The organism is Alicyclobacillus sp. SP_1 (genome assembly GCF_024706985.1).
In the GTDB taxonomy this organism is placed as follows: domain Bacteria; phylum Bacillota; class Bacilli; order Alicyclobacillales; family Alicyclobacillaceae; genus Alicyclobacillus_I.
The window spans coordinates 102,316-117,361 of record NZ_JAMCCX010000028.1 but is presented as its reverse complement, the minus strand read 5'-3'; the positions used below and the strand labels follow the sequence as shown (position 1 = coordinate 117,361).

The 15,046-nt window shown below is 49.9% G+C and carries 17 protein-coding genes; 4 read left to right on the top strand and 13 right to left on the bottom strand.

All coding sequences use genetic code 11. The features are described 5' to 3' along the window. Window positions 1-135 precede the first annotated feature (135 nt). On the bottom strand, window positions 136-672 hold the full coding sequence (locus tag M4I36_RS08800) for an HPP family protein (RefSeq protein ID WP_258111363.1): 537 nt from the start codon (window positions 670-672) through the stop codon (window positions 136-138). A 143-nt stretch (window positions 673-815) separates the two neighbouring features. Between M4I36_RS08800 and M4I36_RS08795 the strand changes: the two genes are divergently transcribed. Further along, window positions 816-2,054, top strand: coding sequence for an MFS transporter (locus tag M4I36_RS08795; RefSeq protein WP_258111362.1), 1,239 nt, complete (start codon window positions 816-818; stop codon window positions 2,052-2,054). 13 nt (window positions 2,055-2,067) lie between these two features. On the opposite strand, the gene M4I36_RS08790 is transcribed toward M4I36_RS08795, so the two are convergent. Beyond that, window positions 2,068-3,075, bottom strand: coding sequence for a Gfo/Idh/MocA family protein (locus tag M4I36_RS08790; RefSeq protein ID WP_258111361.1), 1,008 nt, complete (start codon window positions 3,073-3,075; stop codon window positions 2,068-2,070). A gap of 115 nt (window positions 3,076-3,190) precedes the next feature. Here M4I36_RS08790 and M4I36_RS08785 point away from each other — a divergent pair, with 115 nt between their 5' ends. Then, complete coding sequence (locus M4I36_RS08785) at window positions 3,191-4,348, top strand: NADH-dependent flavin oxidoreductase (protein ID WP_258111360.1); 1,158 nt, start codon at window positions 3,191-3,193, stop codon at window positions 4,346-4,348. Window positions 4,349-4,369: 21 nt separating this feature from the next. On the opposite strand, the gene M4I36_RS08780 is transcribed toward M4I36_RS08785, so the two are convergent. The 7 genes from M4I36_RS08780 to M4I36_RS08760 all read right to left on the bottom strand — a co-directional run bounded on the left by M4I36_RS08780 (window position 4,370) and on the right by M4I36_RS08760 (window position 9,591). Beyond that, window positions 4,370-5,041: a hypothetical protein gene (locus M4I36_RS08780; protein WP_258111359.1), complete on the bottom strand. Its 672-nt coding sequence runs from the start codon at window positions 5,039-5,041 to the stop codon at window positions 4,370-4,372. 58 nt (window positions 5,042-5,099) lie between these two features. After that, a complete protein-coding gene (locus M4I36_RS08775) occupies window positions 5,100-6,080 on the bottom strand; it encodes an aldo/keto reductase (RefSeq protein WP_258111536.1) in 981 nt (326 codons plus the stop codon). After that, entirely contained in the window at window positions 6,080-6,922 is an 843-nt protein-coding gene (locus M4I36_RS08770; RefSeq protein ID WP_258111358.1) for a glycosyltransferase family 2 protein, read from the bottom strand. Before M4I36_RS08770 ends, M4I36_RS08775 begins: the two co-directional genes overlap by 1 nt. Before the next feature lie 529 nt (window positions 6,923-7,451). Continuing rightward, window positions 7,452-7,946 (bottom strand): GNAT family N-acetyltransferase, encoded by a 495-nt coding sequence (locus M4I36_RS08765; RefSeq protein WP_374985931.1) that lies wholly within the window; start codon window positions 7,944-7,946, stop codon window positions 7,452-7,454. A 68-nt stretch (window positions 7,947-8,014) separates the two neighbouring features. Continuing rightward, on the bottom strand, window positions 8,015-8,176 hold the full coding sequence (locus M4I36_RS16865; RefSeq protein WP_374985929.1) for a GrpB family protein: 162 nt from the start codon (window positions 8,174-8,176) through the stop codon (window positions 8,015-8,017). Then, window positions 8,152-8,310, bottom strand: a complete 159-nt coding sequence (locus tag M4I36_RS16860; protein WP_374985837.1) for a GrpB family protein — start codon at window positions 8,308-8,310, stop codon at window positions 8,152-8,154. Before M4I36_RS16860 ends, M4I36_RS16865 begins: the two co-directional genes overlap by 25 nt. A 36-nt stretch (window positions 8,311-8,346) precedes the next feature. Then, window positions 8,347-9,591, bottom strand: a complete 1,245-nt coding sequence (locus M4I36_RS08760; protein ID WP_258111356.1) for an MFS transporter — start codon at window positions 9,589-9,591, stop codon at window positions 8,347-8,349. 192 nt (window positions 9,592-9,783) lie between these two features. Between M4I36_RS08760 and M4I36_RS08755 the strand changes: the two genes are divergently transcribed. Beyond that, the gene (locus tag M4I36_RS08755; protein WP_258111355.1) at window positions 9,784-10,635 is read left to right on the top strand and encodes a class I SAM-dependent methyltransferase; all 852 of its coding nucleotides are present in this window, start codon (window positions 9,784-9,786) and stop codon (window positions 10,633-10,635) included. Window positions 10,636-10,683: 48 nt separating this feature from the next. Here M4I36_RS08755 and M4I36_RS08750 read toward each other — a convergent pair whose 3' ends face one another. The 3 genes from M4I36_RS08750 to M4I36_RS08740 all read right to left on the bottom strand — a co-directional run bounded on the left by M4I36_RS08750 (window position 10,684) and on the right by M4I36_RS08740 (window position 13,217). Next, a complete protein-coding gene (locus M4I36_RS08750) occupies window positions 10,684-11,877 on the bottom strand; it encodes a hypothetical protein (RefSeq protein WP_258111354.1) in 1,194 nt (397 codons plus the stop codon). Window positions 11,878-12,155: 278 nt separating this feature from the next. After that, window positions 12,156-12,605 carry a UPF0158 family protein gene (locus M4I36_RS08745; protein ID WP_258111353.1) on the bottom strand — a complete coding sequence of 150 codons (450 nt, stop codon included), beginning with the start codon at window positions 12,603-12,605 and terminating at the stop codon, window positions 12,156-12,158. A gap of 258 nt (window positions 12,606-12,863) precedes the next feature. After that, window positions 12,864-13,217 carry a hypothetical protein gene (locus M4I36_RS08740; RefSeq protein ID WP_258111352.1) on the bottom strand — a complete coding sequence of 118 codons (354 nt, stop codon included), beginning with the start codon at window positions 13,215-13,217 and terminating at the stop codon, window positions 12,864-12,866. 322 nt (window positions 13,218-13,539) lie between these two features. Here M4I36_RS08740 and M4I36_RS08735 point away from each other — a divergent pair, with 322 nt between their 5' ends. Then, window positions 13,540-13,701: a hypothetical protein gene (locus M4I36_RS08735; protein ID WP_258111351.1), complete on the top strand. Its 162-nt coding sequence runs from the start codon at window positions 13,540-13,542 to the stop codon at window positions 13,699-13,701. Window positions 13,702-14,101: 400 nt separating this feature from the next. Here the strand turns inward: M4I36_RS08735 and M4I36_RS08730 are convergent, their stop codons facing one another. Then, window positions 14,102-14,806, bottom strand: a complete 705-nt coding sequence (locus M4I36_RS08730; protein ID WP_258111350.1) for a hypothetical protein — start codon at window positions 14,804-14,806, stop codon at window positions 14,102-14,104. Window positions 14,807-15,046 lie beyond the last annotated feature (240 nt).

Below are 15,046 nucleotides of genomic sequence, written 5' to 3'. Positions count from 1 at the left end.
TATCAAGAGGATTTGTCATGTAATCTTACATCCGGAATAAAAATTCATAAAACTTTATGTTTAACCCTTGCGAAACTTTCCCGAACATCATTATTATTGTCTGTATATTCCACTAAAACCTTTTCGAGGCATCCATCAGCTCTCTTGATTTTCCGTTTTTTTCGTTGAGTCCCTGAGTGCCACGGGATAAACAGGCCACCGTTTGGAGGCAAATCGACTGAGCAGTGCAGCGGAACACACAGCCACACAGGTAAAAGGAAGCACCACCTCAAGCGGAAACAGCAAGCCTGGCCGCAGTAGCAAAGGATACATCGACAGTGCCACACCAGGCGGGTGGTACAAGCGGATCGCCGGTAAGACAGCAAGTAATATCACCGCAGTCAGAGCCGCGACCATCGGCCCTCGAGCAAACAGAGAGACCAGCGTACCTACACTGGCACCCATGGTAGACCCACCGATGACCGTGAAAGGCTGTGCAATCGGAGACTCAGGTAGTAGCACCAGAATACTCAAAGTTGCGGCAAATGGCGGGACCAACCAGATGACTCCCATATGTGCGCCGTCCAGTAGGACAAGAACGGCCATCATAGCCGCAAACCAGAGCAAAGGAAGGGGCTTGGCGGAACCGTGGTAGAGCCAGCGTTCATAATGTCGACGATTTTGCCGTTGCAATATATTTCCTCCCATACTAAGAGATTCGAATTTGCATCTTGCGGACGACTCGGTGAAAGTATCTTGTTGACGAAAACTGTGCGCTAGAAATCGGAAGTGTGCTAGAATAGCAAAACCGACTTTCTAAGAGCGAGGTCTTTTCCTTGACGACGGCAGGTGCCCCACCCCTTTCAACTCGCTTCAGCATCCCTGTGTATTTCCTGTTTGGGCAGTCGATGTTGATGAACCTCGGGTTCTTTATGCTCATCCCGATGCTCTCCATTCACTATCTATCCCTGGGTGCCACAGCGCTCTTCGTCGGCAACCTGTATGCCGTTCGAATCCTCGCACAACAAGGTCTGCAACTCTTTGGCGGATACGTCTCCGACCGCGTCCCTTATCGTCTTGTGCTTTTCATCGGCTGTCTCATCCGCGCCATCGGATTTGCTCTCTTTGGCGTCATGAGACCGAGCGAATGGCTATTTCTTGCCGCCACCTTGTTTGGTATCGGCGGAGCTCTGTTTGGCCCTGCGCAAAATGCTGCCCTGGTGGCGCTCATTCCCGCCGACAAACAGGCGCGCGCTTTCACAATTCGCCAGGCGGCAAGCAATGTCGGAACGACGGTCGGACCCGTGCTCGGAGCCTTTTTAGTCTTCCATCATTTCTCGCTCATTTGTTGGATTTCCGGTCTGCTGTTCATGGTTTTGGGAATCGCGAGCTTATTCATTCTCCCAAAGAGACAGGCCCGTCCCGTAGAGAAGCCCACTTTTTGGCGCGGTGTACACTCCATTCGCAAGAACTACCTCTTTCTAGCATTCGTTGTTCTCTTCATGGGCTACTATGTCATCTACCAACAAATGTACATTGCGATTCCAGACCTATTGAGTACGTTACACGCCCCAAAGTCAGCGCTTGGTGAACTGTTCAGCCTAGAAGCCATCCTCGAGATTGCTGCCTCTTATCCTATGGTAGCTTTCATGACAAGGCGTGGCCACTTGTGGTCCGCGCCTCGTCTCATGGCGATTGGGATGCTTGTGATGAGCATCGGGTGGATCCCGCTGCTCTTCCACGTCAACCTCGCCACTTTGTTAGCTCCCGTGGTGACGATTTCCATCGGATCGGTCATTGCACTGCCAAATCGGCAAACCTACACGGCGGCCCTCGCCAACCCTTCCTACATTGCCACTTATTTCGGTGTAGCCTCGCTGTCCATGGCCATCGGCGCCTCTGCTGGAGCGAGCGGGGGAAGCTGGCTCATGCATGTGCTAGGCCATCCCGCTGGGCCGCTTGCCGTACCTGCAGCGGCAGTCTTTGTCGGCGTGGCAGGGCTGTGCGGACTGCTGTTTTTGCGACTCCCAGCGACCCGACGCTCTGCTCCAGAGACTGTCGACAGTGCCCTCTAGCCGCATGCGAAAGTCAAGGTGCGAGAACAATGCGCTGACGTTCCCTAGCAGACTTCAGGCAGGCATCGACCAAACGCATATTGGCGACTGCGTCCGCGGCTGGATATTCGAGAGCTTCTTGTCCAAAAACCGCTCGCGCAAAAGCGTCCGCCTGAAGCGCATAGTGATTGACGCGTGGAAATGTCTCAACATCTGGGAGGGCGTGCGCTTCCCGACCGCGCCAGAGAAGAATAGTTGTATCCCCAGTAAACGCGTTTGGCAACTCCAATCGTCCTTCCGTCCCCACCACCTCGGCGAAGTTTCTTCCCGCAGCCCACATACCACAGTCAAAAGTCAGACTCGCTCCACCGCCAAACTCAACGAGCCCTGATGCCATCATGTCCACGTCATCGTGCTGGTTTGAAAAAAGTGCTTGGACTGTCAAAGCGCTAGGCTCTTCCTCGAACAAGAAGCGACCCATGCTGAGCGGATAACAGCCAACATCATAGATCGATCCGCCGCCCATCTCTCTCCGATACCGCACATTGGCGTAATCTTCGGCGTTGTGAAAAGTAAACCCACTCCGTACCGCGCGAAGCTCGCCAATACTTCCGTCCCTTACGAATTCCCTGAGTCTGTGGATACGCGGCGCATAACGATACATAAAAGCCTCGGCCAGCACCACGTTGGCACTTTTAGCCGCGTCTTCCATCCGCGCAGCTTCCCCCGCGTCAAGCGCCATCGGCTTCTCGCACAAAACGTGTTTCTTCGCACCCACCGCGGCCAATGTCCACTCGCAGTGGAGGTGATTTGGCAAGGGAATATACACAGCGTCGACGTTCTCATCCGCCAGCAACTCGGCATAACTTCCATACCAGCGCGGAATGTTCATGTCTGCAGCGGTGCTTTTCGCCTTTGCGGCGGATCGACTCGCAATGGCTACCACCTCCCCCATGTCAGACTCCGCAATTCCCGGAATGACCGAACGCACTGCAATATCGGCACAGCCAAGAATACCCCACCGAAGCATGGATTTTCGCATTCATTTGACGCTCCCTTCAAATGTCCGTATACTAAAGCATATGCTTACTTTTTTATAGCACGAATTTCGGCGATGCATCCTCCAAAATCACCGTATAAAAAGGAGATACCTTCGAATGAGTTCTCAAGACCCCATCCTTCAACCGTTTGCGTTACGAGACAACTTTGTTGTAAGAAACCGCATGGTTATGGCTCCCATGACAAATTTCTCATCCCACGCGGACGGAACCGTCAGTGAAGAGGAAATCGCATATTACACTGCTCGATCCGGTGGCGTCGGCATGGTCATCACGGCCTGTGCGTACGTCTCGACGAGTGGCGTCGGTTTCGATGGCGAGATTGGTGTGCAAGCCGACCGTCACCTTCCTGGATTGCGGCGACTGGCAGAAACCATCGAGGTGCGAGGCGCCAAGGCCATCTTGCAAATTTTCCATGGCGGACGAACCTGCCGACCAGACCTCGTCGAAAACGGAGATGTCGTCGGTCCGAGCGATGTGCGTCTAGAACGCGCTCCCGCGCAACCCATTCGCCCTCTTCGCGAGGAAGAGATTCTCTCCATCGTGCAAGACTTCGGGGAAGCGACTCGGCGCGCCATAAAAGCCGGGTTCAGCGGCGTTGAAATTCATGGCGCCAATGGATACCTATTGCAGCAATTTTTTTCAGCGCATACGAACCGACGTACCGATGACTGGGGTGGAGATTTGCAGCGGCGCATGCGGTTTCCCCTGGCAGTGCTGGAAGAAGTTCAACGCACGGTGGCGCTGCATGCAGATAGGCCATTCATCGTCGGCTATCGTTTTTCTCCGGAAGAAGCGGACGACGATGGCATCACACTCGAGGACACCTTTGCGTTGACGTCCGAACTCGCCAAGCGAAAACCGGACTATCTGCACGTGTCGCTGAGCGACTTTTGGTCCCGCCCCAGACGCGCCGCAGACATCGAGACGCCGCGCGTACTGCAGTTGCAAAGACACATCGGACATTTGACCCCACTCATGGCAGTCGGCTCAATTCATACGCCGGATGAAGCGCGATTGGCTCTCGCGACCGGAGTGCCTCTCCTCGCACTGGGGAGAGAGATCGTGGTCGAACCGGAGTGGGTAGAGAAAGTGGCGTCAAACCGCACGAACGACATTCGCATATCGCTGACGAAGCAAGACAGAGAAACCCTCGTTGTGCCGGAACCGCTCTGGAATTCCATCGTGAACACACCCGGCTGGTTCCCAGTCAGCGACGAAGTGAAGTGCGTGGAGGCGGACAAATCCACACCGTAAGTCGCGATACACGCAAGATGGTCAGCTGCGTTTCAGCGGATCGACAAGCGGACTGCGACGAATCCACCAGACGGCTAAACCGAGCAAGACGATACCAGCACCAACCTGCCCCCACTCGTAGACGGGTATCCAAACAGGAAAGCGACTGACTGCAGCCACCAGGCCATCGACGATGGTCTGGTAGGCGATGACCAGAATCAATCTCTCGCGCAAATTGCCGATGTAGACCGCACTCACGAGAATCAGACAACTGGCCACGTTGAACAACAAAGCGGCGACGCGTTCCAGAACGCGAACCAACACGGTATGGTGCAACGGGGATGCTGCGGACGAAACGATGGCCAACTCAGACAAGGCAAATCCGCAACCAACGGCTAAGCCGATATCACTGATACGGGCTTTCGACACCAATTTTGTAGCGGCAAAGATGGTTAAAAACTTGGCGCCCAGCTGACAAATGGCATCGATGAACCCAAACATCAAGCCATCTCGTGGATTGCTCGGTGAATACGACCCTAGCAGTCCGGCAACGATGGCGGAAACTACAGACTGAATGGAAAGGGCCACAAACAAGGCGGAAAAGCCGAGAACCACAGGGACGACAAGGGCCATGGTGACCCTTGTCCGAAAAATCCACCCCACTGCGACAAACAGTAGACAATACAGGACCAGCGACACGAGCAAAACAACCATCTTTTCGGAACCACCTCCTGGGGACGTATCGCGCGAACGAAGAACCCGTAGACGCCCCTTACTTAAATCCGAGGACAGGATGTGGCAAGTAATGCTCTTCCAAACGCCCTACCTCTTCCGGAGTCAGTTGAATTGATAAAGACGCCACTGCATCTTCTAAATGGTGCATTTTTGTCGCTCCCACAATTGGAGAGCTCACTGCTTGTACTTGCAATACCCACGCCAGAGCAATCTGTGCCCTGGACACACCACGCCGATTTGCAATCTCCGCCACCACGCCGACAATCCGCCTATCCGCATCCTCCGTCTGAGCATAGAGCGACCGTCCAAATGCATCCGTCTCTGACCGCGCTGTCTTCTCATCCCAATCGCGAGTCAGGCGCCCCCGGGCCAACGGACTCCACGGAATGACTCCAATACCCTCTTCGGAACAAAGCGGCAACATTTCCCGCTCTTCTTCGCGATAGAGTAAATTTACATAATTTTGCATGGACACAAATCGTGTCCAACCGTGTGTGTCTGCTGTATGTAGCGCTTTCAAAAACTGCCATGCATGCATGGAGGAAGCCCCAATATAGCGCGCTTTCCCAGCCTTGACCACATCGTGCAGCGCTTCCATCGTCTCCTCAATTGGAGTTTCATAGTCCCATCGGTGTATTTGATACAAGTCCACGTAGTCGGTGCCAAGACGAAGCAAACTTTGGTCAATCTCGTGAAAAATCGCTTTTCGCGACAAACCTTGCCCGTTCGGTCCGGAGCGCATCCGCCCGTGGACCTTCGTGGCAAGTACAACCTCTTCGCGCTTCGTCAGTTCTTTTAGCGCTCTACCCACAATCTCTTCGCTCGTCCCATCAGAATAGACGTTTGCCGTATCAAAGAAGTTAATTCCTAATTCCAGTGCACGCTTAAAAAATGGGCGACTTTCCGATTCAGGCAAAACCCAAGCGTGATTGCCCCGCTCCGGCACACCATAACTCATGCAGCCGAGACAGATGCGCGACACTTCCAAACCGGTTTTTCCGAGTTTTACGTATTCCATCATTCATCGCCTCTCTCCACCATTGGTGTACTACTCCATTGTACGACACTTTCGGGGAGATAGAGGAACGCAGGCCCGCCATCCTCCTGAAACTCCTGCTCAAAATCGGAGATCAAGACCTGCGGATATTTCTTTTCAAAGTGACGCCAACTGGCACTGGCCATAGATTCCGCACGCTCCAGGTCCGATTGAAAAGCCCGATGACCGAGATGAAGCACCACCGTGGACAAAGACAAAACAAAACGATAACCGCGTCTCTTCATCCTCATAGCTAATTCAAAGTCATCCGCGGCAAGTCTTAAATCTTCATCAAACAGACCAATATGGTTAAACATCTCTCGGTCAAAGAGCATGCAAAATCCAGCCGCAAAATTCAAATACTTGAACTTGTTCTTATTCTGCATCGCTACTCTTTTTGCTATTTCCGCCAGTTCGACGTCGGTCACATGGGTGTCCACTCCTTGAATTTCTTGCCCGTGATAGCAAGCAGTAGAGAGGGGGACAACCACCGTTTCCACAGTCGACAGCGGCAACATAAAGTCCAACCAATTCGGGGACACAATGACGTCATTATTGAGAATGACAATCTTTTGACTCTCCGTCATCCGAATTCCCTGATTGACCGCTGCCGCATACCCAATATTCTCTTCATTGAGAATCACACGATGATGCTCTGCAAAATCCATCAACTGTACAGGCGTTTCATCGGGCGATCGATTATCAATCACAACCAATTCATAGTTACTCGTACAACGTTCAATCGAATGAATACAACGCTCGGTGATTTTCCAGTTGCCGTAGCTGACGACAATGACACTTGTACGATTGCCCTTGTCCCCCATTGAATATCGCCCCCATCAGACTGCGTGACGTTGCCACTGCCGCTTCATGACAAACAAAGAGTATGTGGGGGGGAATCAGATGGAAACTGGCACCTGCCGCTCTATTCAGATATCTTTCGGGAAGTCATTATAGCCCGTCATGAAGATGTTTTCAAAATAATACCGACCAGCCTAGCGGCATGGTCGGCTGGTCGGTCCAAACTACTTGCAAACTCGTCAAAGTCAGTTCACTTATCCATCACATGATCGACTGTGCTTCGTGTTGAATTCTTGGCTCTTGGTAAAGTTGTTAAGACCATCTCCGAAGTCCCATAAGCTTTGTCCGTGTGGTCATAACCAAGCATCAACCCTCGAAACAACTCACTCTGCCGCAATAAGTCGTGGTCCGCGTGATAACTGCTTACATGAACCGCCTCGTCAAACAGAGGAGAGCCGCTGGGTCAGCATAACGACCATGGACTACCTTGCCTGAGTCGAAAACAGGCTAGGTAGTCCATGGTTTAAAAACGACTCACAAAATGACCATTACTCAAAGCAACTTTTCAAGTTCAAGTTCATCGTGAATGGGTATGTCGTAGTACCCCATTTCAGGAATGGTCGATTTCAATTTCCGCGCTTCATCAACCGCATTCGGATAGACCGCAACGATTCGATATCCGCGTCGTTGATAGAATCGCAAAGCATCCAAGTTGTCATTCGACGTAATAAGCCAAATCCTTCTTACCCCGGCTGTCTTGGCCGTTTCTTCCACGGCTGAAATCAAGGCACTCCCCACACCCGCATTTTCTACCATCGCATTGATACTCATCAATTCACATTCATCCATGGTCCGATGATAGGTCGCAGCTCCGACCCTAATCCCGTCAACCCAGGCAATCAGAACATCCAGATCTTCAAGTGTATACGACCTACCTTTGGATATCATGGCGTCTCCGCCCCACTCGTTTACCCACAAGTCCCTGAGCCATAACGAATCTCCCTCGGTATCTGGGAGAGTTACTGTCACTTTGCCTCTAACACCCATCATCATCGCTCCAATCGTTCTATAAGACTATTTCCTCGATTTTTTGTTGGATGTGGCGAATCTATGTGTCAGGTTGCCTTTGCGCGTTGTAACGCTGCCTGAATAAATGGCCCCTTAAGATCCGTGTATGTCTTGCGGTCGCGACTTTCAATTGCCAACTTCTGTTTAAGCTTCTCGTATTCGCGTGCTACAGAAGGATGGCTTCTCAGATAGTCACGGAAGAGAATGATATTCTTCCAGAGGTGCTCCCAACGTGTTCAATCCGTCTTAATCGTTCACCCGGTGCACAAGAAATGAGTTTACGATCCGCTTCGAATTGACTCATCCACAGCGGATCATAGTCCTTCAATACAACGGCGGTCACCCGGTTTCACCCCATCTTTGCACGCGTCAAGCTACTCTACGGTTGAGATTGGTACAGAAAATCGCTATTCACATGGTCTACTGGAGGCAACTTCTTGATCTGCTTACTAAATAGATACAGTATACCTGTCGTTACTAATCCTAGTCCAAAGAAAGTGGTTATCGTTGTAGCTGACACCGATACACCAACAACCCCCCCAACGAGAGCACCCAAGGGCATGGCTACAGTAACGAAACTGCCAATAGCCGTGCTTACCCGACCCATCATTTCTTCACTTGGAAGTGTCTGAAACAGAACTGTAAAAACTACATTTAGAGCGCCAATGAACAGGTCGGATAAGAGTAAGCAGGCATAGACGAACCATTCGTTATGCCTGGCAAAAATAACGGACGCCCATGATAATCCTGACAGTACAAAACAGAGAGCCATGATTTTGCTGACCGTGAATTTATTGCTCAATCTGTTGACCACCGCAGCACCAATCAAATATCCGACTGCTAACGCTGCCAGCATTAGTCCGTAGGATGATGCACCGTGTCCCACTTGAAGCGCTAGGAACGGAAGGTTTACAAGCACAATCGAGAGAAGAAAGTTCAAGAAGATAAGGGGCACCACCAGCCACATCATCAGTGGAAGCCTTAGAAATCGGACGCCCTCCATGAACTCTTGCTTATAACCGTTCCAATCAAATTTCCCAGGTGCCGAGACCCGGAGCGACTCGACTTTGATGAGATATAGGTAGAACAGCGGGATCATAAAAGCGACGAAATCCAGTTGGTACATAACGGATAGCGAAAATGCGGAAATTAAAATCCCTGTTAGCCCCTTTGATAAGAGTTCCGCACCTTTGTGGCTAATTGCCATCCATGAATTAGCCGTAACAAGTTGATTTTCTGATACAATTTTCGGTAGAAGTACATCTTCTAATGGATATGTAAACTCGGATATCAGAGATGAAACAAAGATTGCAGAAAGCACTATCCAAAGGTTAACTAATTTTACCCAAAAAAGAACCGATAATCCTCCAAATACACACAGTTGCAGTAGGTTTGACGTGATTAAGATTCTTTTCGGGTTGGTACTATCAATCACTGGACCCCAAAAAACACTCAGCACTTCTGGCAAAGTAAAGAGAAAGCCTGCAATCCCAACATATATAGCCGATTTCCCGAGAGAAACCGCAGACCACATTGCCGCTATATAAAAAATCCCTTCTGCAAAATTTGTAAATAGTCGATCTGAGAAGAGCACAACGAAGTTTCGGTTACGATAAAGTTTCACCGACGTTCTTCACCTCAACCATCTCATATCTTGCTGGTACATCCCATCTGATTTGTGAATTGTTAAAGCCTCAATGAACAAGATACAAGAATAAAGGAGAAGCCCCATAGAATTGAATGAGCGCATCAAAATATCCGATAGCTGATTCTACAATTTCTCTCTACAATGAAAGAAAGGATAGGAGGAGATTGGATGAATTCGGACATGACAAGTAAGCAACCTGAGCATGAAACCGACGGATCGGAAAAAAGGCTTCTCCCTCACATCTCGCCCCCCGGTATGCGCCCCATCGTGCAACGCCAATTTGGAGACAATGCCGAAAAATATGTCTCGAGCGAGGAGCACTCACATGGGGAAGATTTGCAGCTTGCCGTCAAGTGGTTGCGCCCAACTTCTGAAGACAGTGCGCTCGATGTTGCCACCGGAGGTGGACATATGGCAAAGGCGATCGCACGACATGTGAAGAGTTTGATAGTATCGGATGGCACACCTGACATGTTAGAAGCGGCGAGACATCACCTGCAAGACGCAGGAGTGCAAAATGCACACTATCTTGTAGCCAATGCGGAAGCCCTTCCGCTGTTGGACGAATCGTTCGACATTGTGACCTGCCGAATTGCAGCGCATCACTTTCTCCGTCCGGACAGATTTGTTGCGGAAGTGGCGCGAGTTCTTCGCCCAAACGGACGGTTTCTGCTCGTCGACAATGTCGTTCCTGACGATGAGATCTTAGCAGATTTTATGAATCTTGTGGAAACTGTTCGAGACCCGAGCCATGTCCAGTGTCTCTCCATCGAGCGGTGGAAAAGCCTCTTCGCAGCGAATGAGCTGAAGTTAGCGGCGGATCGACTCGCGAAAAAGATTCATCCCTTTTCATCCTGGCTAGAAAGAATGGCGCCCTCGAATGCGCATCGGTTTGCTACGACGGCCATGCTACTTGAGGCGCCGGAGGAAGTCAAAACACACTTTGAAATTATAGTTCAAAATGGGGGAATTCAAACCTTCGCAACCGACCAGTGGGTGGCGTTGTCTGTCAAAGAGTAGAGACTTCTGTTCGATTCACCGGGCTATCGTTCCTGGCCGGACGACACGTCATGCCTGCAGGGCCGTGTCTGTTTTCGACCCGCTTTCTTCGTGCATCCCGCGGGAAATGGCTTCAAAAGTATAGTGTTTCTTGGTCTGCAGATTCACCAGTTGCCCAGTTCCCTGCTGCCCATCGTCCCAACCCGTTAGGTACTGCTCTCCAGCGCCAGAAAACATCCCGGATGTATGGGTGATGTCCCGAATTTCGGAACTCCCCGGTACCCATGTGTAGCTGTCCCTGTCACCGTTGAAGAGAACCTGATTTCCGTTAACGCCTGTAAGAAATAAGCCACCCCTTGGCAAACGATACACCTTTCCGATCTGCTTTCCCTGCTGGTTCAGTTGAAGGACCACATCGGTATCAAAGTTTCCCCCGGTCAACTCTACAACGGCGCCTTGTTCTGTCAGTTCAAAACTCAACATTTGCAGACTGCCGTTCGCTGGGGGAGCATAGAAGGTGCTCCATTTTTTCGTGATTATGTTATAGCATTGTATACTCCCATGGTTCATTGATGTGCCGGAAGCCAACATGTACAAGGTGTTCCCCCGAAGAAACAGACTGGATCCCAATCCTTTGCTTAGAAACTGTCGCTCACCCTTGGACGAAACTACATACCAAGACTCACCTGTTGCTCTATTGAAAATGCCTACATTCTGCATGACTCCGTTGGGAACAAAGTCAGTCCAAGCTATCCACTGGGATGATAGAACCGCCGCGGTCACTACGCCAAGGCTGGGTCCATCATGGTTAAGCTTGGCGATGGTCTGAACCGCATTGGACTTAGCTGGCACAAAATAGAGGGTCGAGCGATAGCCCGGTGCAGTAACATATTCATCCCCTAGGAAATTCACCGCAACCAGCGTGCCATCCCTATCGACGCTGGCCATGACGGAAGCAACGGTACCGGACGATCCGGAAAATCGGTATGAATGAACCTTCCCCCCTTGAAGCAAGTTGGACAGAGGGCCTCCATTTGCAGTCATGCTGGCAGTATAAACGTGCAAAGTCGGATTCCTCAATGTGGTTGACACTTGTGGAACGGCCAGACCATGAGATGTAGATTTATTAGAAACTTCCGTACTATTATACTGTTTACCGGCACTAGCAGATGCTTTGTCTCCATGGGTGGCCAAAGGAGAGCAACCAACTAACAAGAACGTGAGCGCGGTCATCGATACGACTAAAACAGCATGAATTCTCACCCAGATTCCTCCCTGCGATAAGTATACGACATAAGCAGGAATAACATTCTATTATTCACAATATTAAGTAGCGCATATTTATTACCTGTGCTTGTGCTATTTTCGCACTCAGTTCGTCACCAATGTATCGTTTAGCAGATACTCTCGTCCTCTGTCCAAAAGGACCGGGTCGATCCCGATGGCCACATCGCTCCATCTTTCATATCATGACCCATTTGGGTCACTGCCTCCTTGAGTTAACGGAGATGAAACTCATCCATTCATTTAAGTCCAGTGGGTCACTCGGGATGATGGAGTACGCTGGTCCTGTAGAGGCTAGACATCTGGTCATACGACCATTCAAACCGCTCCATCCATAACCTAATTTGTTCATTTGCATACTGACGTTCGAATCGATTCCATTCATCCCAGAGGTCCAGTTCATACAGCACGTCTTTGAATCGTCTAAATGGTTTATAGCCCTCAAGCGCCTCGAACAGCTTTAATGCGCGATCGGATTCCGTCTGTTTTGCAAATTGGACGCGCACATAATAAGCCTCATCGGACGTAATTTTGGGAACATCCGCATAACGCTCTTCATTGGCTTCGTCTTCCCAATCAATCCCTGGTTCTCCCGTGTATGATTCGTCCCAATCGATGATAACCTGCCCGGTCTCAAGGTCCAGGTAGTAACGATGCTCAAAGCTATTGTCCAAATACGCCTCTGCGAGTTCATCCATGAGTTCCATAATTACACTCCTCACTCCCGTTCACACCAAAACATCATCCGCGCCCCACAGGGCAGCAAAAGACCACGCAACCGCGCGGTTTTCTTTGGTGAGCCATCCGTGACGCGAACGCGGGACACCCTGATTAAAAGGCTACGATGGCAAAAATTCAGATCACCAACCGTAACGGCACTCACATGAATTGGAAAATGACCACGTAAATTTTCGAGTGTCAATGTAGCCCTTTGACGCTCCCACTTATCAGGACATTCGTATCAATTATGACTCCCATAGGTTATCTTCGCTACCGGAAACAAGATTGTCCATCGGATCGAATTCCTCAACTTGACGTGACATCTCTTCCGCATTTTCAGGAGAAAGTCTATTATTTTTTAATAATTTAAAGAAATTATCGACGGAAATGCCTGGACTACGTAACGGAACCGGCCGAATGCTGTCTGACTCTTGTTCCCTCACAATGGACAATAATTCATACGCCTTCTTGATAGCACGTTCATTGGTCGCAATGGAATCCACAAGTTGATACAAATCATCTTTAGTGGCAATCGATGAATTCACCCACATTTGCTTGTACGGGCATTCATCCTTCACCACTTTGGCTATTTCATCCACTTCTAATTCTTAACTGGACAAAAGTCTTTGTTGGTGTTCAAGTTTTTGTACTCTAAGTTTTTTGATGTATGCCTCAAATCCGCCAGAATCCCGTAACAGCCGCTCTCGAATCGCTCGAACTTCTCCTAATAGGGTCATCCCATTTCACGATCCGTACCCTCGCATCCAATGCATGCTTTTTGTCCATCATTATACATCAAAATCGTCCGATCCCGATGGCCACAGAGGTCTCCCTTCCCGTCTACTGTTGACCCATGTCATTCACCATTCACAGTCGACACTCCAGCCTCCATTCGCCGCCCCAGAGACAGGAGGAGCCCGCATGTTTGTGCCGCGCCGCATTGAAAGCGAGATCGTCCTCGCGCTCTATCGTTACAGCTTGCTCACCGTAGCTCAACTCGCCATCCTACTGCACTGCGAACCCAAGACCATTTACAAGGCGTTTCACTCCCTCAAAGACAAGGACTGGGTGCATGCGCGATAGTGGCGAACGATATCCGGTGACCACTGCGAAGGGACAAAAGACAACGCTTCTGCGCCCCGACGGGATTGGCACCTATCAATTTAAAAAGGCAGTGAAATGGTCTTTCATCTCGAATACGACACCGGGAGCGAGCACCCCTGGATCATTCCGCCGTCACCATGTAGCTGCACAGGTACAGCCATGTCATGCGCCACATGCAGTGGAGTGCCACCGACAAGCTGGAGTCGATGCCATTCTGCGCGAGCAGCGAAATATCCCCTGCACGTTGAATCGAGAAAACCCTCCGTGTTTGCGGATGATTATTCACGGTTCCAAAATTCATCTTACTGCGTATTCGCACCCGTATGTGCAACAAGATGGGACGGTGAGCCTTTTACACATCGCTCCATCAACATAAATTTCACTTGAACAACATTGGAAAAGAATACGGAGTGGTTTGGTATTGTTGCGAAGTATCTCTAAAGTCTAAGAGATACTGTGTTTTATTTGGTTGTCCTGAAAGTCCGTTCGGAACATTTAATGTTCCACTCACTGTGCCGTTGTTAGATACTACGAGTTTTTTTGTGACAAGTGTCGGATATTTTGGACCTTGGCGTTTAAGTCCTATCTCAATTGTTGTACCGTACAATTCCCTAAAAAAGACCGTGCCAGATAAAGCGATTTTGCTTCCCGATTGAATCGGTGCGTCAGGATTGAGCGTGTTTAGTGTCATCCAGTTGTCTGGGATTGGCGATGATTTTGTACCTACTGGCACTCGAACTGCGACAATATATTTGTTCTTAGGTGGACCTGCGTCAACAACAACTGTTTTTTCAGGGTTTTTACCAGGAATACGAAAAACCTTTATAGGTCCAGGGTATGTTGCCACTCCCAATTTAGAGCCTATAGTCTTTGTACTGCCTTGGGTTTGATAATAATACCCGTTCCAAGCGATATTCGCTGGAATCCCCCATGCGAGTTGAGTGGTGGCGTTACTCCCAGTATTATTTGATATGGTCTTGTTTGCTTGTTTCCCTAAACTTGTCGTAGTGGGGGCACATCCTACTATCCCTACAATGATTGTTAATGCTAGTCCTGCTGTTGCAAATTGCTTATATAGTTGCATTGTTAATTAGCCTCCTTTACACACTAATAGACGATGTAAATCCGTCTCTAGTTACATTCCATTTTCGGGATATTTGTATACACAAAAGGTAGCTCATCTTGCGTATTACGGCCCGTTAACGTCAGATGTCATGCTGACAGAAACCGCATAAACATCCGACCATGCATCCGGATTATGCACTTATCCGTGAGGACCGGGGGCCAACTTCACTTATCAACGGCTAAATTCTCGTTCGAACGA